Raw genomic sequence first — 17,267 nt, forward strand, 5'->3', positions numbered from 1 at the left:
AGTCGGGTTTTGATGGTTTGGATTTCGGTTTCGGATAGCGTTCTCATGGATTTTCAGAATAGTTTTTTAAGTGGTTTAGGCAAATTCTTTAGAATGCTTTGTTGTTGGATTTATTCATGAGTTATTTCCAAGGGTTTGTGCTTAATTGTGCTGTAAATTAATAGGGCTATAGATAGGACAATAACAGCATAACCGATGATCAGTACCTGACTAGGCTGTTGGTAACCATGGTGGCTGAGCAAAACCGATGGGATTAGCAAAGCAAAGTTCAGTACATTGAAGTAGAACAAATGCTTCTTGAACGCTGCTTCATGAATTGCCTTTTTCGTTTTGCTTTGCTCGGACAAAAAAGGGATGTTTTGTGAGGCATAAGCTCCTAAAGCAAGTAATACAAAAACCGTCAGAAGCGTAAGATTTACAAAGGAATGAAAGCCCATGAAGCTATACAGGCTGTAATTCAACGCCAAAAGCAAGGCAAGAATAGCCATTGTTAATTTGTTGAAAATCTGGAATGATATTTTTGTAAGTAATAGCTTGTCTAAATCTCTTGTTGCTAGTGTCAATTGTTGCTTTTCCATTTGACGAATGGTGGACCAGTTAAAAGCATGGTCCAACGCTTCCTTCCTGTGTGGGAATTCCTCCTCAGAAGCGTGTTCCAATTCCGAAACATAATGGTCAAACAGCTCATTATAGACTTCCTGATAGCTAATCTGGCAACGATCGAGTCGAGCTTTGATGGTTTGGAGTTCAATATCAGACAGGTTTCTTATCATTGGAGTCTGGGTTTGATGCGGTCCTTTGAAACTTCAAAGCTTGCTATTTGAAATAAAACCAGAAGCCCTGTTAACAAGCAAATGCTGTAAATATATGGAGGGTTGAAAAGGAAGCTATTCCCCGTTCCCTCTATGTCTCCCAAATAGATAAATAGGAGTGGAAAAAATAAAAGTAAATATATAGTCCCAGGTAGAAAGCCCAGACCTCTAAGAGAACGAGATTGGATTCTTGCCAGAGTAGGCTTATCGTCAACCAGTCTGTAATGATGTTTTGTTTTCCTCTTTGGATAGGAGTATTGGAGCATGTAAGTTTCTATTGCCATCAATCCCAAAACAAAAGCATTTAAAATATGGACCAAAGACTTGGCGTTTGAAAAGAAATAAGGAAAGCTAAGCCCAACCCCTACTATGAAAACAGTAATTGGAAGCCTTCTCCAAGCAAACATCTCTATCAGCTTCTTTTTAAGAAGGTCAGGGTATTCATTTCTTAACTGATTGATGTAGCTGTCAGCAATTTCTTTACAGTAGGAATTAGTGAAAGTCTGATCCAGCTCAGCTAATACATCTTTCATAGATCTTTCATCCTCCTGTTCCAAGGCCGTCTGATAATGATCCAATACCTCATCCCTCACCTCAATATATGGGATTTGCTTTTCATTGATATGGTAATGCAAGGTTTCGATATCTTTTGCCGTTAGTTTCATACCAAAGCCGTTTTTGATTTGATTTTCCAGACTTCTATCAATGATAACGCATAAAGGGTTATCAATACGGTGAAAACAGCTGCAACCTGTGGAGCAATTACTTTAGTCGGCTCCCAGTTGAAAAATAAAGCGGGGAAGCTGATGAAAGCATAGATAAACATACCAGGTAAGCTAGCTCTATTTTCAAAGAAGCCTGCTAAGGAAGATTGGATGGGTATTCCTATACCTTTAAAGTTTTGACGTATGGGTTTCATGTGCTTGTATGATTGATAGCCATAGTATAATTGAAAGCCAAATAAGAGAATAAAAGGTAATAGAATAATCAATTTAGCCTCTTCTACGGTTTGAAAATAAGTACTTAAGTAAATGGCCATTGCCAAGAAGCCCACGAAATACATCCAACGGCCCAAACAGAAATAACTCCTAAGGACTTGCCATTGGGTCTTGCTGATATCCGCATGGGCAGCTTTTTTGAATTTTGCCTGCAAGGCATGGCAGTAAGCATAGGTGAATTTTTGATCCAACTCAAAAAGTTGCTCATTGAATTCCTCCTCAGGGAATTCCTGCAAGTGACTGATGTAATGGTCATATATTTCCATCAGAATCTCTGCTGAGGAGATCTCTTTCCGCGTGATTTCCTTGCGGACTTCTTGGAGTTCTATGTCGGTGAGATGGCGCATACATGTTGATTTATCGCGGTGGGGGCAAGGCTTTCGATACGCTCGCCTTGGGTACGTGAAGCGAATAGGAACTATTCCAATACTATCTGCTGATGCTTTGTAAGATGGGATGCGAACACCACAGGAATCTCTCAGGCCAAACCCGGCTTCCATTCAGGGTCCAAGATCCTTTGGAGATGGCCTACAAAGCTCTGCAATTCAGACATCTTCGCACTAACCTCCTTCTGCCCATCCTTCGTTAGGCTGTAGTATTTTCTTACCCTGTTGTCCACCTGCTGAATTTCTGTCGTCAGCAGCCCCTCAGCCTCTAACTTATGCAGGGCAGGGTAAAGGGCACCCTCGGTAATTTTGATCTCTCCCTCGGTCAGCTCTTTTACCCGCTGCGTAATCTCATATCCGTACATTCTTTCATTCTCCTCCAGGAGCTTGAGAATGATGGTCTGTAGACTTCCCTTGATTAAATTGTTCGTTGACATATGCATTCGGTACATTGGATGGCTAAATATATAAAAAAATTATATACATAAGAAACTTGGGTATAAATTTTTTTCCCGCACACCTGCTTTTTGCCTGCCTGTACCTAAGAAATGGCACAGTTCTTTTTCTTCCTTTCATTTGGCGCTAGCGCAAAAAATAGTCGTCCCACACACTATTTAAATGTTTAAACCGTCTGAGTTCCCTTTTTTTTCTGTAATTTTCTTTTTTTAAATTTGATCTATGTTAAGAGAACTTCTCCTTTTAGAATACAAGCAGTTTGTCCGGTCCACGAGCTTTGGGAAGTCATTGGCGGCGAACCTCTTTCTAGGGTTTTTAGCCATCGTGCTGCTGGCCTATGTCCTGCTACTCGGAGCCTTTTTAAGCCCGATCATCCGAGAACTGAGTGGGGAACAAGATGTCCTCGCTGTCCTTCAAGCGAACTTGATTCTGTTTTTTCTAATGGAGTTTCTGTATCGGTATTTTTTTCAACAGTTACCTGTCTTGGAGGTGGAACGTTACCTGTTATTGCCTCTGGCAAAGAAGCGTTTGGTGCACTTTCTCCTGTTACGCTCTTATGTATCCCCTTTAACCCTGATTCCTATTCTGCTCTTCGCTCCTTTTGCCTTTACGCAGCTGGCACCCGAATATGGTTTCGGCTCAGCCTTTTCTTGGTTTGGGGCGATTTTCTTGAGCAGCATGTTGCTGCATACCTTTATGCTATTCTACAAGCAGCAGTTCGGGGATAGTCTGCCGGGGATTTTAGTCGTGTTTTTCCTGCTATTACTAACAGCTGGCGGAACCTACTTGGGTTATTTTCAACTTGGGAGTTTATTTGCCCCTGTGTTCGCGTGGGCTTTACAGGCACCATGGCCCTTCCTGGCGCTACTAGCAGGATGCCTGGCGGCGTATCGTTTTGTACATCGCTACTACTTGGCCCACATGTACGTGGACCTTTTAGAGCAAGAAGAGAAACAGGCTGTCAGTAGTAACCTGCCTTTACTGAACCGTTTTGGCCTGGCGGGAGAGATGGCGAATGTAGAGTGGCAGCTCATCCGTAGGCATAAAAAAAGCCGCACTTACCTGATTATGTCCGCCTTTTTTTCTGCTTTATGGGCTTATCATTTACCTAAATCCAGCCTATCAATCTGAAGAAGGCTTTGGCCACTTTTTTCTCTTTGCGGGGATTTTCCTTACGGGGTCCTTTATGATACAGTATAGCCAGCTGTTTTTAAGTTGGAATTCCTCGAGCTATGATTTTTTTCTCACCAAAAAATCGGGAGTGGAGGCCTTGGTCAAAGGAAAGTTTCTTCTTTTTGCTTTCATTTCGGTGCTTTGCTTCCTGCTGACCCTGCCCTATGTGTATTTTGATTCTGCGATACTCCTAATTCATCTTGCGGGTCTCTGTTTTAATATAGGGGTGACGATGCCGATGTTGGCTTTATTGGCTTCGTGGAAGCCAAAGCCCATGGATATTAATAAAGGGGCCATGTTCAACTATGAAGGGGTGGGCATCATGCAGTTTATGATGATCATTCCGATCGGGGTTACGCCGTATCTGATTTACTTTCCTTTCGTGCTATTCGGTGCTGGACAGGTGGCGGGCCTCTGGGCCGTGACGGCCGTCGGGCTCCTCGGAATTCTTTTACTTCCCCTTAGCACGCGTGCCTTCTCGCAGTATTTATGGAAGAATCGCTATTCCATATCCGCCTCATTTAGACAAGAATTATGATAGAAATTAGCAGCCTTAAAAAACAGTACAAAGAGCAAGTGGTGTTAGACATCCCGGAACTTGTGATTCAGCGTAAAACCTGCTTTGGCCTTGTCGGCAATAATGGGGCGGGAAAAACCACACTTTTTCGGACCATTTTAGACCTAATTCGCCCTACATCAGGTAAGGTGCTGATTAACGGAGTCGATGTCGCCCGAGAGGAGTCTTGGAAAAGGTTTGTGGGAGCCTATCTGGATGAGCACATGCTGCTTACGTATCTTACCCCAGATGAGTACTTTCGGGTTCTGGGCCGCCTGTACGGTATGTCCGAGGCAGATGTGCTCGAGCATTTGGCGCCTTTTGAGACCTTTTTAAACGATGAAATCATCGGGAAAAAGAAATACCTGCGTGACCTATCGAAAGGAAATATCAAAAAAGTGGGTATCGTAGCGGCTTTAATGGGAAATCCTGAGCTCATTTTACTGGATGAACCTTTTGAAAACCTGGATCCGAGCTCCCAGGTACACCTAAAGCGTCTTATAGGACATTTTATCGATTCAGGAAATAAAACCTTTCTCATTTCTAGTCATGATCTCGCGCATGTGACAGATCTGTGCGACCGCATCGTCCTGCTAGAAAAAGGCCGTATACTGAAGGATTTACAAGAGAAAGCAGGTATGGTCGATGAGCTCAATGCGTATTTTGGTACCTAAAAACCTCAAGCATGCCCACTCGATTACCCAAGACAGCGGATGATATTTTAAAACTAGGAGATCCACGCCTTTACCTCACCTGCGAACCTGTGGAGGAAGCAGACTGGGAGCTGTTGGTCGACTGGATCGCACAGCTCCGCGAGGCGATGCAGGATGTGCGGCGGCGCTACGGATTCGGACGGGGTATCGCAGCTCCGCAGCTGGGCATCCTTAAGCGACTTATTTATATTGAAATCGAGGAACCTCTGGTATTGATTAAACCGACTGTGGTGACACTTAGCGAGGAGCGCTTCACCCTTTGGGATGATTGTATGAGCTTTCCTAATTTGCTTGTAGAGGTCGAACGGCACCGCTCCATTACACTGTCTTATCTGAACCTCGAGGGACAGCAATGTGAAACTACCTTCCAAGATGATCGCGCTGAGCTGGTACAGCATGAGTTCGATCATCTGGAAGGTATTTTATGCACGATGCGGGCTCGGGACGCGCGGAGTTTTCGCTGGCGCTAAAGTTACCTTCCCCTAATCATGCGGCCTAAAGCCGTTGAAGAGGAGGTATTTTGGCCTTCGGCCCATTCACCTCCTGTTTAACGTATTCCCAGTGCTCCTACCCAAAGGAGTAGCTCACTTGACTCCCCTTTTCTGGGTCTAGTTTCACCTGTGCGTAGACACTAATTTCCTGCTGAAGTTCCTCCACATGGGAAATGATACCCACGACACGATTTTCTTGTAGCAGTGCTTTTAAGGTCTCGAAGACAATGTGTAGCGAGGCCTTATCCAGCGCTCCGAAGCCCTCGTCTAAAAAGAAAAAGCTCTTATCCGCCTGATTAAGGGCTTTCACCTTTTCCGCTAATGCTAAAGCTAAGCATAGAGATGCCTGAAATGCCTGTCCCCCAGAGAGAGTTTTAAGCAGGCGCTCACTACCCCCATTTAAGTAATCGATGACCCAGAAGGTATTGTCTGCATCTATTTTCAGGCTCAGCGCATTACGTGTAAGCCGATGGAAACGCTTGTTCGCCGTAGCACAGAGCTCCTCCAAGTAAATGGTGCTTACGTACTTCACGAAACCACTGCCTTTAAATAGCCCCTCCATGAGTCTGAGATTCCCTTCTCGTTTTAAAAGGGCATGGTAACGAACAGTCAATTCCTGTTTTTTAGTCCAGGCTGCGCTGAGCTGCTGGATGTGCTCCTCCAGTAGCGCCATTCGCGTATCTAAAGCCCCTTTCGCCTGCCGTTTTTCCTCCAGTGCTTCCAGCGCCTGTGCCACATCCTGTTCCGAGGCGCGGTGTTCTCCTAAGCTTTCGCGTAGGCTTTGGCCTTGTTTCAGGTGATGGGTTTTTTCCTCATCGAACTGCTTCAGAACGGCTTCTTCCTCTACTATGGCGATCTCTTCGCGCCGGAGTTCCTCGAAAGTCGCGGCGTCCAGCCCTTGCTCGGCTAGTTTGCGCTCTAGGAGAGCTTGAAGGTCTGACGCCTTAGTGCTCGTTTGTGCATGGGCATGGCCCAAAGTCTCTGTGCGCCCGCGTAGATGTGCTAACCGCTGCTGACTCGCCTCTAATGCATGCTGTGCTTCCTGTATCTTAACACTTACTTCCTCGATGTCCCGCTTTACGCGTTCCACCATATCGCGGATACGTTCGGGGGTCTGTGCCCTGAATGTGTCTAAGAAAGTAGGGTCTGTGAGCTGCGCTTCGAGAGAAGCGCGCTGTAGCTGCTGCTCTCGAAGCTCCTGGTCTACCTGCCGCCGTCGCTCTGCCGCCGTCTCAGCGTCTTGTCGGGCTTTGGCCAGCTGCTGCCGCTGCTGCTGCAGTTTATGTTCCAAGTTATTCCGTGTCTCTGCCTCTTGGTTTAAACGCTCCAAGTACTGGCGCGCCGCTTCCTGGTCTGTGAGCCCCATTTCCCGCCAATTTTGCAGTAGGAGCTGCTCCTCCTGCTCGGTTTGCGCCAGCTCAGCTTTTTTCTCTTGCCAGGAGCTGGTAGCAAAGGCGATTTCTTGCGCTAGCCTTTCTGCTTGCTGCTGCTGCTGGAGTACCTTTTGGAGCTGCGCCTTACCTGCCTGAAGTGTTTTTTGTAAGCGATCCCACATCTCGTCTGCTTCCGTTTCGGGAAGAGGGTTGGGATGCTCTTCCGCACCACAGAGCGGACAGGGCATTCCTGGAGTTAGCGCATGGCGGTGCACCTGCAGGGCATTTCTCAGTTTTAACTCCTCCTGCTTTTGCTCCAGCTGCTCTTGCGCTTCCTCTAAGCTATCCAACCAGTCTTGCCAGGTCGCGTAGGCGTCTGGAAGCAGGGCTAAAAGTTCGTTTTGCGCAGCTTTCTGTTGGTTTACCTTACTTTCAGCCTCGGTACACGCCTTCTGTAGCGTGATTCGCTGCCGCTGTAGGCGCTCTGCCTCTTGTAAACTGCTGTGGAGGCTTCCGATACGGCTGAGCGATGGGACAGGGATAGCGCGCAGTAGGTCTTCCTCCTGAGTCACCTGAGCCTCTAAGGCTTGGAGCTGTGCTTGCGCTTCCTGCTGCCTTGGCTGGAGTAGTGCTACCTGCTGAGCGGCCATCTCTTCAGCTTTCTCCACTACCTTAATGCGAAGCATCAGTTCTAAGTCGCGCACTTTCGCCTCTCGCTCAGGCTGCTGGGCTGCTTTTTTATCGAGCAGCTGCTTGGATTCTTGGAGTTCTTGTAGCCGATTATTTTCAGTGGCACTTTCGGCTTCCAGTTGTTGTAAGGTCTTTTTTTGTTCGCTTAGCTCTTTCTTCGCTTCCTCGAGCTGGCGGAAGGTGGGCAATAGCTCCGTTTGGACCATGCGCTGGGTACTAAATCGAGCCGCCCTCGCCTTCATCTCTGGCTCTCGTTCGAGGAGCCGCTTTAAAGCAGCCTCGCTTTTCTCAAGCTCATCCTGTAGCCGCCGCCACTCTTGCATTTTTTTGTAGGCATTTTCTGCCTTCACCACTTGTTCAGCTAAAGCCTTTACCTCCGTTTTAGCGTTTAGGAGCTGCTCTTTCTGCTCTGTGAGCTTGGCCTCCTCCACCTCCTCTAAGGGAGCCAGCTGCGTTTCCACTTGGATTTTTTCGATTTTCAGTTCATCGATTAACTTCCGAGTCTTCCCTCCCAGGTCAAAACGCTCCAGCTGAAAGAGTTCTTTCATCATGTCAGCGCGAGGGCCGGGCGTGAGGTCGATAAACTCTCTGAACTTGCCTTGGGGAATGATGATCGTCCGCTTAAAATGTTCTTTTTTCATGCCGAGCAGGTCTTCCGCCTTTTCTGTGAGTGGAAGCCAGTCCCTATCCTCCTCATCGCGTAGGTAAAAGGTATGCTCGGCAGGTTTAATTTTCTGCCGATCTTTCGTTTCGCGCTTGACCTGGTAGCGCGCGAGATAATGGCGGCTATTTTCAGGGCCTGCTAAAAACTCAAAAGCGATGGTGAGTGTGTTTTTGTTCACATGCAGCATGCTCGTCTTTTCTCCGCGGTCAGCCAGGCGCTCGGTGCTTCCGTAGAGGGCGAGGAGGATAGCTTCCAGCAGGGAGGATTTACCAGAGCCCACGGCGCCGAAGATCCCGAACAGGCCTGCTGCCGTCAAGGCTCGGAAGTCGAGTTCTTGTTTTTCTTTATACGAGTACAGACCGTCGATTTCGAGTCGTAAAGGAATCATGAGGATGGATTTTCTTGGCTGGTAATTTCTTTAAAGAGAGTGAGGAGCTCTTCGGAAGGCGGCTGTCCCTGACTACTTTCCACATACATGCGAAAGAGGCTGAGCATGTCCTTTTCGAGGTCTGCAGCCCGTATTGCTTGGGTGGCGCTGCGCTGTCCCTGGCGCTCGGGGATGAGGTGCACGATGCCCGGATGCGCTTGCAAAAGTTGTTTTCGGCTCACGGCGTCGATGGCTTCTTCCACGCAGAGTGTGATTTCGACGAGGCAGTCGGGATGTGCTTCCAGCCAGCTGAGCGCCTCAGAGGTGTTTTGAAAGCGTTTGCGGTACAGGGGGCGGCCGCTGTGGAGCGGCACTAATTCCGTGTGGACTTTTTGGCCCGGGAGGGCCTTCACCAGCACCGCATGCTTATGCTGTTCGGCTTCGCTGAAGGAGTAGGCTAGGGGGCTTCCGGCATAGTAAATCGGGAAGGGGCTTTTCGGATCCACCTGATGGCAGCGGTGGAGGTGTCCCAGGGCGGCATACTGTGTTCCAGCGGGAATGCTGGAGGTAAAAAGGGCCTGTGTGCCGCCTACGTGCAAGATGCTCCGCTCACTTTCGGGCTCCGGCTCTGGGCTGGCTCCTTCGGGTATGAAAAAGAAGTGCCCGATGAAGAGATTCACCCCTTTTTCGTCAAAATACGTGTCAGCCAGCTCCTGCCAGCGGAGTTTCAAGAGCTCTCGTAGGGCTTCTTCACGGTCTTCTTCTCCCAGATAGCGCTTGAGTAAGACTTCGTTCGCGTAGGGAGCCAGTAGGATGCGAATAGGAAAGGGATGCTGGGGGAGGCGCAGGGCCACAAAACCAGGGGCGGATGCTGTAATTTCGATGCCGCTATCTAGTCGGCCTGTGGGCAGCACCGTGTCGTATCGGCTGTAAAAAAGAATCCCAAGCTCTCGGGCCAGTGGGTCTGGTGCCTCGATGAACTGAGTGCTATCGTGATTTCCGGAGATGGCGATGATGGGGCGCTGCCCTCCTTTCGAGAGGCGACGCAGCGTGCGGTAAAGCAGCTCTACCGCTTCATGGTTGGGATTAAAGGTGTCAAAAATGTCCCCCGCCAGAAGTATCAGGTCTACATCCTGCTCCTCGGCTCGCTGTATAAGCTCTTCGCAGACTGCGCGCTGTTCCTCTAATCGGGAAAATTCCTGCAGGCGCTTTCCCAAATGCCAATCTGCCGTATGTAAAATTTTAAGCATGCTCCTTCTCTATCTGATTGATGTACGTTCGCTCCTTTTCGGAAAGACTAAAGTACTCGTAATTTAGAGAAGGAGCAAGCTGCCGGACTGCTTGTGTCAGTCCTTGTCAGGTTTTATCCCTTCGGGTCCAAGAAGGTGATCGCCTTACCGGTTTTGCCGGCACGGCCCGTACGCCCTACGCGGTGGATATAGGCATCCATGGTGAGGGGGAGCTGATAGTTAATGACATGGCTCACATCCTGCACGTCGATACCGCGGGCGGCCACATCTGTAGCTACTAACACGCGAATGCCACCGTTTTTAAACTTCTGAAGCACATTATTTCGGAAGTTTTGGGATTTATCCCCGTGGATTTGACCTGCTGTGATGCCTTCTCGTGTTAATTTCTTGGTTAGGCGGTCGGCCAGCCGCTTGGTTTCTGTGAACAGAATCACTTTTTCCATATCGGGTCTTCCTAAGAGCTGCTGCAGAGCCAGAAACTTATCCTCGCCTTCTTTTAGCTGGATGGTTTCTTGATCTACCTGCTCATTCGCTGCTCCGCTGTGGTGGATACGGATTTCTACGGGCTCCTGCATGAGGCTGCTGATGATTTTGCGCTGACTATCGTCCATGGTGGCGGAAAAGAGTACCGTTTGTTCCCGTGTTCCCACGAGCGCGACGATACGACGGACGTCATGCACGAAGCCCATGTCGAGCATGCGGTCAAATTCATCTAAAATCAGGGTATCTACCTTATCCAGTTTCAGGGCCTGCTGATTTACCAGGTCCAGTAAGCGCCTGGTGTGGCGATGAGCACCTCTTGGCGTGCCTGGCATTTCCGCAGATCCTGCGGCAGCGAGGTGCCTCCGATAAAGGTGGCTACGCGTAAGTTCGTCCCGGCCGAGAGGCTCTTAAACTCTTCTTCGATCTGTAGGGCCAGTTCTCGTGTAGGGGTTAGGATTAGCGCGCTGCGTAAGGCAGGACGTTTCATCAACTTCGTGATTAAGGGCAGTAGAAAAGCCGCCGTTTTTCCTGAGCCTGTGCGCGAAAGTGCGAGCACATCTTGTCCTTCTAGAAGCGCCGGGATAGCTTTTTCTTGGATAGGCGTAAGCACTTCGTAGCCTTTACGGCGTACATTCGTCAGCAGTATTTCCGGAAGCGCTAATCGCGCAAAGGGCACGGAGGCCACAGGAGCTTCCGCCTGAGCACTTGGTTTAGCGATCGCTTTTTTCGTTAGAAGAGCAGGGTCTATTTGGGAAACAGGCTTTTTCTTGGCTTGTCTTCTGCGATCCTGATTTTGAGGTCTTCCTGTGTTGGCGTTTGCTTTACCGGATGCTGTTGAGCGCCCTGCTGAGGGGGCATTATTTTTTCTAGTTTGCATGTAAATTGGTTTAGGCTTTTTGTAGCGTAGCTACGGGCTGGCCAAGTTCCCGAATCATACGGGTGTGGGCTTTTAAAGCCGAAAGAAAGGATAGTTTACTGTAATAGGGGATGCCGAACTCTTCTGCCGTTTGTGCTACCACTGGAGCGATTTTCGCATAGTGAATGTGACAAATATCCGGAAAAAGGTGATGCTCTACTTGATAATTTAATCCGCCGATACACCAAGAAAATATAGGGCTCTTCGGCGAATAGTTGCAGGTCGTCGCCAGCTGATGGCTCATGCGATCGCCGGGTACGGTTCCTGTGGAGTCCGTGCTCGGAAAAGCTGCCTCCGGAGTAATGTGCGCGGTCTGAAAGATGAGTGAAATCGATAATCCTGTCACAAAGTGCAAGGCTAAGAAAGCCAGAAGAATCTGTCCCACGTTAAATGGTGAGAGCAGGATCGGAAGTGCTAGGATAAAGGTGTAATAAACCAGTTTCCAAGCGATGATATTCCAGATGGTCTTGCGATACGTTTTCTCGTCCTTTACGAGCCCCATTTTATAATAGCGTGTCAGCCGAATAAAGTCTTTACTCGTGACCCAGCTGATGGTGGATAGCCATAGAAGAACCATACATAAAGGTGCTGGTACTTGTGCCAGGGGTAATGGGGGGCATGAGGAGAAAAGCGAAGCACGAAAGGGGGATTAATATCATCGTCACCGTCTGGGATATTCGTATAGGTATGGTGGAGGACATTATGCTGAATTTTCCAAACTGCAGCATGTGCCCCTACCATGTTTAAGGTGTAGCCCATCCACTTGTTAAGGGTTTGATTTTTAGAATAAGAGCCATGTAGGGCATCATGCATGACGCCCATGCCTATTCCTGCCATGCCGAGTCCGCTGAGGATGTAGGCGAGAAAGAGCTGCCAGGTCGCTGTCAGCACTCCTGTGGTCACTAGGAGGATAGGTAGCGCATAAAGGCAGATCATGAAAAGGGTTTTAGCGTACATGGAACTGTTGCCGTACTTAGAGTTTCTGGACTTGGCGAGGGTGGCATTTACGCGGCTGCGTAATGTCGTGGCAAAATCAGTGGAGCCTGACTGCCGAAATCGAATCGTTTTGATAAGCGTAATCTTTAGTGGTAAACTTAGTAATTAAGGTGTGCAGGAGACGCGTGTCTCAGCGAGTAGAAATGTGCCGTATAGGTACTGGATATAAGGATGAGAAAATCTCCGAAAAAGTTAAAAGTGGTACTCGAACGATGCCTGAGCGGAACTGAAACTAAGCGGAACTAAGGGTGCGCGACAGTTTCAGTTTTATAGGTCTAAAAAACTGGTGCGCCAAAGAAACGTGCTCTTTGATTTTTTAAAGGTAGGGATATTTTTCGGTTTTCCTCCCCTGTGCCTAAATTTTTCTCTTCTCCCGCAGCGCAACTAGAAGTAGTGCGGACTGGAATTAGGTAGGCGCTTATGCTTTTTTTTGCTGATTTTCGTTTCTGAGCAGTCTCCCTAAGCGATTTTCGAAAAGAAAGCAAACGAACAAAAAAGAAAGTGAATAGCCCTTAAAAAGAAAGCAAACGAAAGAAAAAGAAAGCAAACGATCAGAAAGGAAAGTAAATATGCGTAAAAAGAAAGCAAACGAACATGGAAAAGAAAGCAAACGAAAGTGTGGGCTGTGGCTTAAAAAAAAGGGGGATAGGCCGTCCCGCGCCTAAAGAGAAAAAGTGGAACCTGAGGGATTCGAACCCACGACCTCTGCCCTGTCAAGGCAGCGCTCTAAACCAACTGAGCTAAGGTTCCTTTCTTTACTGCCGAAGTATAAGCCTTCAGCGGATGTGGAGCTGGCGAGATTCGAACTCGCGTCCAGATAGGGAAACACCGTACCGTCTACATGTTTAGTCACCTGTTGGGTTTTCGACTGCAGCTCGCTGGGTGACACACCATACTGCAGCTTAGCTACTGTCCTTTACTCCTCTTAGTAGCCTCGAAGAGCGCAGCCCTGTCAAGTCGACACCCCAGATCCACCCTGACAAGGCAAAGCGTGGTGGGATGTGGCCGGGGAATCCACCTTGGCGGACTCAACCCTTTAAGCAGTATCTAGTCCCCGAGGGGTAGATTAGGCAGCCATGGCGTAATTATTTTCGCCAATTATAGTTCGTATGAATGATTCACAGGCGTACATACTCCACCTGACATGCGAGCCCAGTCCTTACACCTACTGTCAAAACCGGTCAGCCCCATTTTTGGTATGCAAATATAACACAATAAGCGACGATAATGCATTTTTGTTCCCTGTTTTACCTAGCGGAATGGTTTTTGCGCCTAGTTTCGAAAAAAAAATTGAACTGCTATGAGGCTAAAAACCCTTTTTTTGATTGTTACTTTTTTCCTTTTGGGCCGGGTGGCCCAAAGCCAAATTCTGAATATCGAACAGTACCGGCTGGCAAAAGATACCAGCAAATCGGTCATGATGAAGCTAAATGCGGGGCTAAATGTCTTTAATCGGAGTGCGGCAGCAGACGCCCCGTGAACCTTTTTGGCTATAACTTGGATTTTAATACGCTCTATTATCCGGGCAAGCATGCCTATATGGTAGTGGCTAAGGTCGACTATCTGCGCATCAACGAGAACGACTTTTTAAACTTCGGATTCCTGCATACACGGGCTAATTTTTTTCGGGAAAGCACCTATAATTTTGAAGTCATGGCGCAGTATTCCTATGATAATTTTAGGGGTCTGGATCCGCGCTGGGTTTTCGGAGGCTCCTTACGCAGGGTGCTGGCCAAGAGTGAAAATTTACGGCTGGTGCTGGGTGTCGGGGCGATTTACGAAGAGGAGCGCTGGCTGATACCGGGGGCAGAAGTGCCGGCCTTTCGAGAGGTGCAGTTCCTGAAATCTTCGAATTACCTTTCCTTTCGGGTGAGTATAAATGATTATGTCAGCTTAAATACCGTCAATTATTACCAGGTGGGCTATGATCGGGACTTTGGGTTTTTTCGGCATCGTCTGAATAACTCTACTGTACTGAATACCAAGCTGAGTGAGCGCCTTTCCCTGACGAATACCTTCGAAATCGCCTATGAGGATCGTCCCATCGTAGAAATTACGAACCTTATTTATTCCTTTCGGACAGGAATCGCTTTTAATTTCTAAGCGGGCGCAAGCATTTCTGTTCGCTTCTATTCCTGCTGGCAGGGGGAAAAAAGCAGAGAATTTCCTATCTTGCAGCGATGGAAAATTTTGTGGTATCAGCGCGCAAGTACCGCCCTTCGAATTTTAGAAGTGTGGTCGGACAGTCTCATATTACGACGACGTTAAAGAATGCGATTAAAAATAATCACTTGGCACAAGCCTTTCTTTTTTGTGGTCCACGGGGGGTGGGGAAGACGACCTGTGCGCGAATTTTAGCGAAAACCATCAACTGTGAGCACCTGACGGAGGATTTTGAGGCCTGTAATCAGTGTGATTCCTGTAAAGCATTTAACCAGAATGCTTCGTTTAATGTGCATGAGTTAGATGCAGCATCGAATAATTCTGTCGATGATATCCGAAATTTGGTCGAGCAGGTGCGGTATGCACCGCAAAAAGGGCGCTACAAGGTGTATATCATCGATGAGGTGCACATGCTGTCGAATCAGGCCTTTAATGCATTTTTAAAGACGCTGGAGGAGCCGCCGAAGTATGCTATTTTTATTTTGGCGACGACCGAGAAACACAAGATTATCCCGACGATTCTTTCGCGCTGTCAGATCTTTGACTTTAATCGGATTCAGATCGGAGATATCACAGAGCATCTCAAGTACATTTCTTCGGAGGAATCCATCACGTATGAGGAGGAGGCGCTGCGTCTGATCGCTACCAAGGCGGACGGTGCGCTCCGCGATGCGCTGTCGATTTACGATCTTATCGTGACTTATTCGGCTGGCAACAAGCTGACCTACCAGGAGACGATCCAAAACCTGCATATCTTAGACTATGACTACTATTTTAAAGTGGTCAGTAGTCTACTAGGGGAGAGTATTTCTGAGGTCTTGCTCTTATTCGATGAGATTCTCAAGAAAGGGTTTGATGGGCATAATTTTATCATTGGACTTTGCGAGCACTTACGTGATCTGCTGGTGTGTAAAGATCCCGCTACGGTGCAGCTTCTGCAGGTGTCTGAGGGAACGCGTGAGCGCTATCTCGAGCAGGCGGAGCAAGCCAGTATCTCTTTTTTGCTTTCTGCCCTCAGTATCGGCAGTCAGTGCGACATACAGTTTAAGTCCAGTAAAAATCAGCGTTTGCATGTGGAGCTGGCGCTGATGAAGATGGCCAAACTTCCGGCAGCCTTGTCCATGGCTGCGGTAGCCGAAACAGTCACAAAAAAAAAAGTAACGGCTTAAGCACTTCGGAGACGGAGGAAGGGCAAGCCGGGTCGGGCCAACAGCTTTTTTCGGGTCCGAATCCATTTGCTGCGAAGAAATCCCCAGCGCGTGCCACACTTCCGATTCCGGCTTCTTATGAAAAGGCCCAAAGTCTGCTGAAGCAGAAGCAAGGGCAGCGGGTAGAGGATTCCGCACGGCAGGAGCAAGTAAAAGAGCAAGATCCTTTAGCGGGAATCGGAAATAGGCCTTTGGTCGTGGAGCAACTGGCTGCCGTTTTACAAGATGAGGCTCGCCGTCTGCAGGGGGAAGCCGAAGCCTGGAGCCACCTTATTCAAGCAGCGTTTTCAACATGAGCCGCCGAGCCGGCTGCGCTTATTTTTAACTAGTGAGATTCAGGAGACGGTGTTTCTAAAAAACCGTCCGGAGTTCCTTTTGCGTCTTCGGCGCGCCTTCGACCACCGGGATTTACAACTCGAATACGAAATAAAGGAGGAACAGCAGTCTGCGGCGGAGAGGCTTTACACGAGTAGCGATAAATTCCAGTATTTGTTACAGAAACATCCCGCGCTCGGCGATTTTAAGCGACGGTTCGGGTTGGAGACAGATTTCTAAAAGTCGATGCCGATACCGAAGTTGATGAGATTTTGGAGCTGCACGGCCTGTATGGGAGGGCCGACATCCTGCGGGATGCGGACGGCTTCATCGTAAATCAAGACGGTTTCGATGCGTGTGGTGATGTATTTATTCACGCGCAGGGTGATGACCGAGTTCAGGTTGACGACGGTGTTTCCCAATCTTTCGAAGTTAGAGAAGAGGTTGAGATCGGCTCTCCAGCGCACATTTTCCATGATGATGATGTCCGTCGTGGAGCTGATAGAGACTCCTGCTTCAGGGTTTACACGTTCCCCGGGCGTAACGCCGAATGCTCCTGCTCTGCTGAGGGAGTCGTCGAGTACTACGGTGAATCGGCCCGTAAAGGGGGATCCGATGATGGAGATTCGGCTGCCATTATCGAACTGCCGCCTGTAATTTAGACCTGTAGAAGACTGAATAAAGGCCGGGCTAAAGAGGTCGGAGATGCGGTCTCGGGCGTCTAGCTCCGCACCTGGAGGTCGAAAAAACCGGTAGCCGGGGAGGAGCTGTGTTCGGGTGTCTAGCTGGGTAGAGAGCAGCCAGCGACTCGATAGCTCTCGGCCGTATTTGCTAATAAAGAGGAAGTTATCGTTCGTTTTCCGAGTGGGAAAGCGCCGGTCTGCCTGTCGGTTAAAGCCGATGTTGACGGTCAGGTTGGTGTCCCATACTTTTTTGTCTTTGGCATATTCAGCGCCAAGCTGTAGAGAGCTATTCAGTGCAAAATTACTCGCTCCACCCGCTGCCCAGTTGTTTAAGGTCACCTGCTGAAGGCTGAGGGAGAAGTTGCCCCGTTTTTTCCAATACTGCGGTTTTTCGGCGGTTTTGATGATAACAGAATCGCCGAGCATAATGATGGTATCCCCGGCGATGAGCAGGGTATCGGCCAGCATGAGGCGATCCTCCTCACTTTGGGCGTAAGCCCCGGGGCTGATGCTGAGAAAGCTGAAAAGAAGCCCTGCGAGGGCGAACCATAAAAATCGTTTCATCATGTAAGGG

Annotated in this window: 18 protein-coding genes, 1 tRNA gene, 1 other RNA gene and 1 pseudogene; 8 read left to right on the plus strand and 13 right to left on the minus strand. The window is 48.5% G+C overall.

The window, feature by feature from the left end; all coding sequences use genetic code 11:
• Positions 1-110: 110 nt before the first annotated feature.
• From A3SI_RS10945 to A3SI_RS10960, 4 genes are all read right to left on the minus strand, one after another.
• The gene (locus A3SI_RS10945) at positions 111-773 is read right to left on the minus strand and encodes a hypothetical protein (protein ID WP_009055867.1); all 663 of its coding nucleotides are present in this window, start codon (positions 771-773) and stop codon (positions 111-113) included.
• A complete protein-coding gene (locus A3SI_RS10950) occupies positions 770-1,477 on the minus strand; it encodes a hypothetical protein (protein ID WP_009055869.1) in 708 nt (235 codons plus the stop codon). Before A3SI_RS10950 ends, A3SI_RS10945 begins: the two co-directional genes overlap by 4 nt.
• A complete protein-coding gene (locus A3SI_RS10955) occupies positions 1,474-2,157 on the minus strand; it encodes a hypothetical protein (protein WP_009055870.1) in 684 nt (227 codons plus the stop codon). The genes A3SI_RS10950 and A3SI_RS10955 overlap by 4 nt, the downstream gene beginning before the upstream one ends.
• Before the next feature lie 131 nt (positions 2,158-2,288).
• Positions 2,289-2,633: a PadR family transcriptional regulator gene (locus tag A3SI_RS10960; protein ID WP_009055871.1), complete on the minus strand. Its 345-nt coding sequence runs from the start codon at positions 2,631-2,633 to the stop codon at positions 2,289-2,291.
• Positions 2,634-2,874: 241 nt separating this feature from the next.
• Between A3SI_RS10960 and A3SI_RS21660 the strand changes: the two genes are divergently transcribed.
• From A3SI_RS21660 to A3SI_RS10975, 4 genes are read left to right on the plus strand one after another with little or no spacing between them, the layout of a single operon-like run.
• A complete protein-coding gene (locus A3SI_RS21660) occupies positions 2,875-3,783 on the plus strand; it encodes a DUF5687 family protein (RefSeq protein WP_262491778.1) in 909 nt (302 codons plus the stop codon).
• Entirely contained in the window at positions 3,755-4,363 is a 609-nt protein-coding gene (locus tag A3SI_RS21665) for a DUF5687 family protein (protein WP_262491781.1), read from the plus strand. Before A3SI_RS21660 ends, A3SI_RS21665 begins: the two co-directional genes overlap by 29 nt.
• Positions 4,360-5,055, plus strand: coding sequence for an ABC transporter ATP-binding protein (locus A3SI_RS10970; protein WP_009055873.1), 696 nt, complete (start codon positions 4,360-4,362; stop codon positions 5,053-5,055). Before A3SI_RS21665 ends, A3SI_RS10970 begins: the two co-directional genes overlap by 4 nt.
• Positions 5,056-5,066: 11 nt before the next feature.
• Positions 5,067-5,564: a peptide deformylase gene (locus tag A3SI_RS10975; protein ID WP_009055875.1), complete on the plus strand. Its 498-nt coding sequence runs from the start codon at positions 5,067-5,069 to the stop codon at positions 5,562-5,564.
• Positions 5,565-5,661: 97 nt separating this feature from the next.
• Here the strand turns inward: A3SI_RS10975 and A3SI_RS10980 are convergent, their stop codons facing one another.
• From A3SI_RS10980 to ssrA, 8 genes and pseudogenes are all read right to left on the minus strand, one after another.
• Positions 5,662-8,700 (minus strand): AAA family ATPase, encoded by a 3,039-nt coding sequence (locus A3SI_RS10980; protein WP_009055877.1) that lies wholly within the window; start codon positions 8,698-8,700, stop codon positions 5,662-5,664.
• Positions 8,697-9,929 (minus strand): metallophosphoesterase family protein, encoded by a 1,233-nt coding sequence (locus A3SI_RS10985; protein WP_009055880.1) that lies wholly within the window; start codon positions 9,927-9,929, stop codon positions 8,697-8,699. The genes A3SI_RS10980 and A3SI_RS10985 overlap by 4 nt, the downstream gene beginning before the upstream one ends.
• A gap of 113 nt (positions 9,930-10,042) precedes the next feature.
• The gene (locus A3SI_RS10990; RefSeq protein ID WP_394330371.1) at positions 10,043-10,540 is read right to left on the minus strand and encodes a helicase-related protein; all 498 of its coding nucleotides are present in this window, start codon (positions 10,538-10,540) and stop codon (positions 10,043-10,045) included.
• 45 nt (positions 10,541-10,585) lie between these two features.
• A pseudogene (locus tag A3SI_RS17525) lies at positions 10,586-11,289 on the minus strand (DEAD/DEAH box helicase); the annotation flags it as partial.
• Positions 11,290-11,299: 10 nt separating this feature from the next.
• Positions 11,300-11,905, minus strand: coding sequence for a fatty acid desaturase family protein (locus A3SI_RS10995; protein WP_262491779.1), 606 nt, complete (start codon positions 11,903-11,905; stop codon positions 11,300-11,302).
• A complete protein-coding gene (locus A3SI_RS21670; RefSeq protein WP_262491780.1) occupies positions 11,845-12,264 on the minus strand; it encodes a fatty acid desaturase family protein in 420 nt (139 codons plus the stop codon). Before A3SI_RS21670 ends, A3SI_RS10995 begins: the two co-directional genes overlap by 61 nt.
• A gap of 735 nt (positions 12,265-12,999) precedes the next feature.
• Positions 13,000-13,074: transfer RNA gene (locus A3SI_RS11000), tRNA-Val, on the minus strand.
• Between the two features lie 33 nt (positions 13,075-13,107).
• Positions 13,108-13,513, minus strand: a transfer-messenger RNA (tmRNA) gene (gene ssrA / locus A3SI_RS18290).
• Positions 13,514-13,645: 132 nt separating this feature from the next.
• Here ssrA and A3SI_RS20855 point away from each other — a divergent pair.
• The 4 genes from A3SI_RS20855 to A3SI_RS11015 all read left to right on the plus strand — a co-directional run bounded on the left by A3SI_RS20855 (position 13,646) and on the right by A3SI_RS11015 (position 16,250).
• The gene (locus tag A3SI_RS20855) at positions 13,646-13,804 is read left to right on the plus strand and encodes a hypothetical protein (RefSeq protein WP_238531726.1); all 159 of its coding nucleotides are present in this window, start codon (positions 13,646-13,648) and stop codon (positions 13,802-13,804) included.
• On the plus strand, positions 13,801-14,427 hold the full coding sequence (locus A3SI_RS11005; RefSeq protein ID WP_009055886.1) for a DUF481 domain-containing protein: 627 nt from the start codon (positions 13,801-13,803) through the stop codon (positions 14,425-14,427). The genes A3SI_RS20855 and A3SI_RS11005 overlap by 4 nt, the downstream gene beginning before the upstream one ends.
• A gap of 77 nt (positions 14,428-14,504) precedes the next feature.
• Positions 14,505-15,656: a DNA polymerase III subunit gamma/tau gene (locus tag A3SI_RS11010; protein ID WP_009055888.1), complete on the plus strand. Its 1,152-nt coding sequence runs from the start codon at positions 14,505-14,507 to the stop codon at positions 15,654-15,656.
• A gap of 264 nt (positions 15,657-15,920) precedes the next feature.
• A complete protein-coding gene (locus tag A3SI_RS11015) occupies positions 15,921-16,250 on the plus strand; it encodes a hypothetical protein (protein ID WP_009055890.1) in 330 nt (109 codons plus the stop codon).
• On the opposite strand, the gene A3SI_RS11020 is transcribed toward A3SI_RS11015, so the two are convergent.
• Entirely contained in the window at positions 16,247-17,260 is a 1,014-nt protein-coding gene (locus tag A3SI_RS11020; RefSeq protein WP_009055891.1) for a DUF3078 domain-containing protein, read from the minus strand. The genes A3SI_RS11015 and A3SI_RS11020 overlap by 4 nt on opposite strands.
• Positions 17,261-17,267 lie beyond the last annotated feature (7 nt).

It is taken from the genome of Nitritalea halalkaliphila LW7, from assembly GCF_000265075.1.
Classification (GTDB): domain Bacteria; phylum Bacteroidota; class Bacteroidia; order Cytophagales; family Cyclobacteriaceae; genus Nitritalea; species Nitritalea halalkaliphila.

What these genes read in the sequence shown, in the direction of transcription:
- A3SI_RS10980 (WP_009055877.1), bottom strand. Translation starts at nt 8,700, where the DNA reads ATGATTCCTTTACGACTCGAAATCGACGGTCTGTACTCGTATAAAGAA.
- A3SI_RS21660 (WP_262491778.1), top strand. Translation starts at nt 2,875, where the DNA reads ATGTTAAGAGAACTTCTCCTTTTAGAATACAAGCAGTTTGTCCGGTCC.
- A3SI_RS10960 (WP_009055871.1), bottom strand. Translation starts at nt 2,633, where the DNA reads ATGTCAACGAACAATTTAATCAAGGGAAGTCTACAGACCATCATTCTC.
- A3SI_RS21670 (WP_262491780.1), bottom strand. Translation starts at nt 12,264, where the DNA reads ATGATCTGCCTTTATGCGCTACCTATCCTCCTAGTGACCACAGGAGTG.
- A3SI_RS11020 (WP_009055891.1), bottom strand. Translation starts at nt 17,260, where the DNA reads ATGATGAAACGATTTTTATGGTTCGCCCTCGCAGGGCTTCTTTTCAGC.
- A3SI_RS11010 (WP_009055888.1), top strand. Translation starts at nt 14,505, where the DNA reads ATGGAAAATTTTGTGGTATCAGCGCGCAAGTACCGCCCTTCGAATTTT.
- A3SI_RS10950 (WP_009055869.1), bottom strand. Translation starts at nt 1,477, where the DNA reads ATGAAACTAACGGCAAAAGATATCGAAACCTTGCATTACCATATCAAT.
- A3SI_RS10985 (WP_009055880.1), bottom strand. Translation starts at nt 9,929, where the DNA reads ATGCTTAAAATTTTACATACGGCAGATTGGCATTTGGGAAAGCGCCTG.
- A3SI_RS10990 (WP_394330371.1), bottom strand. Translation starts at nt 10,540, where the DNA reads ATGGACGATAGTCAGCGCAAAATCATCAGCAGCCTCATGCAGGAGCCC.
- A3SI_RS11015 (WP_009055890.1), top strand. Translation starts at nt 15,921, where the DNA reads ATGAGGCTCGCCGTCTGCAGGGGGAAGCCGAAGCCTGGAGCCACCTTA.
- A3SI_RS10995 (WP_262491779.1), bottom strand. Translation starts at nt 11,905, where the DNA reads ATGGTTCTTCTATGGCTATCCACCATCAGCTGGGTCACGAGTAAAGAC.
- A3SI_RS10970 (WP_009055873.1), top strand. Translation starts at nt 4,360, where the DNA reads ATGATAGAAATTAGCAGCCTTAAAAAACAGTACAAAGAGCAAGTGGTG.
- A3SI_RS10955 (WP_009055870.1), bottom strand. Translation starts at nt 2,157, where the DNA reads ATGCGCCATCTCACCGACATAGAACTCCAAGAAGTCCGCAAGGAAATC.
- A3SI_RS10945 (WP_009055867.1), bottom strand. Translation starts at nt 773, where the DNA reads ATGATAAGAAACCTGTCTGATATTGAACTCCAAACCATCAAAGCTCGA.
- A3SI_RS10975 (WP_009055875.1), top strand. Translation starts at nt 5,067, where the DNA reads ATGCCCACTCGATTACCCAAGACAGCGGATGATATTTTAAAACTAGGA.